Here is a 1,162-nt window from a genome sequence, read left to right as displayed (position 1 = left end):
AGGATGGCTTCTCGCAGATCAGCCCGGGCCTGAACTACTCCAACCCGGACGCGCTGTTCCTGACCAACACCATCTACGGTTCTGGTTACGGCAAGGTGCCGAAGGTGGAAGACCGCCTGAAGGGTGGCAAGCTGGCCGCGACCATCGCCCTGCCCGAAGCAATGGCGTCGTGGGCACCGGATCTGGATATCGGCGTGAACTATGCCGACCGCCGCAAGGTGAAGACCCAGTCCGAAGGCAACATCCTGCTGGGCGCGCAGGGCGATGCCAACATCGCATCGGATCTGCAGTACCGCCCGGTCAACCTCGGCTTCGCCGGCCTGGGCACCATCCCGGCCTGGAACGTGCCTGGCGCGGTCGGTCGCTACATGACCTTCAATCCGGTCGACAACCTGGACTACCTGATTCCCAAGTCGTGGACGGTGCAGGAAAAGATCACCACCGCCTGGGCGCGCCTGAACATCAACACCGACATCGGTGTGGTGGGCGTACGCGGCAATATCGGCGTGCAGATGCAGCACACCGACCAGAGCTCGGACTCGCGCTACTGGGATAGCTCGCAGGCGGCCGGCAACAACATCCAGCCCTACTCGGACGGCCGCAAGTACAACGACTGGCTGCCCAGCTTGAACCTGGCCTTCATGTTCCCGCATGAGCAGACCCTGCGTTTTGCCGCAGCCAAGCAGGTCGCGCGCCCGCGCGTGGACCAGATGCGCGCGGGCCTGGAGTTCGGCGTGGATACCGGTACCGGTCGCCCCGGCGGCAGCGGCGGCAACCCGTTGCTGGACCCGTGGCGCGCCACCGCGCTGGACCTGTCCTATGAGAAGTACTTCGGCGAGAAGGCCTACGTGGCCGCCGCGATCTTCTACAAGGACCTGAAGAGCTACGTCTACACCCAGTCGGTGGACAACTACGACTTCACCGGCCTGCTGGGCGACTATGTGCCGCCGCCGGGCATGGTGGTGCCGGTGCTGCCGACCGGCACGTTCTCGACTCCGGTGAACGGCAAGGGCGGCACCCTGAAGGGCCTGGAGCTGACCGCGTCGTTCCCGCTGGAAATGCTGACCGACAGCCTGCGTGGCTTCGGCGTGCAGGCCAGCGCGACCTTCAACAAGAGCGACATCCAGATCCTGGATCCGGAAAGCGCGTCCAGCGTGGGCAC

1 protein-coding gene is annotated in these 1,162 nt (G+C 65.1%); it reads left to right on the top strand.

Translation table 11 applies throughout. The annotated features are described in order from the left end of the window. The coding region (locus AC1VAN_RS22530; RefSeq protein WP_480986825.1) for a TonB-dependent receptor domain-containing protein at positions 1-1,162 on the top strand (1,162 nt) is incomplete at both ends.

This window comes from Stenotrophomonas sp. 05L44_2 (assembly GCF_056665995.1).
This window is presented reverse-complemented; position numbering and strand designations above follow the sequence as displayed.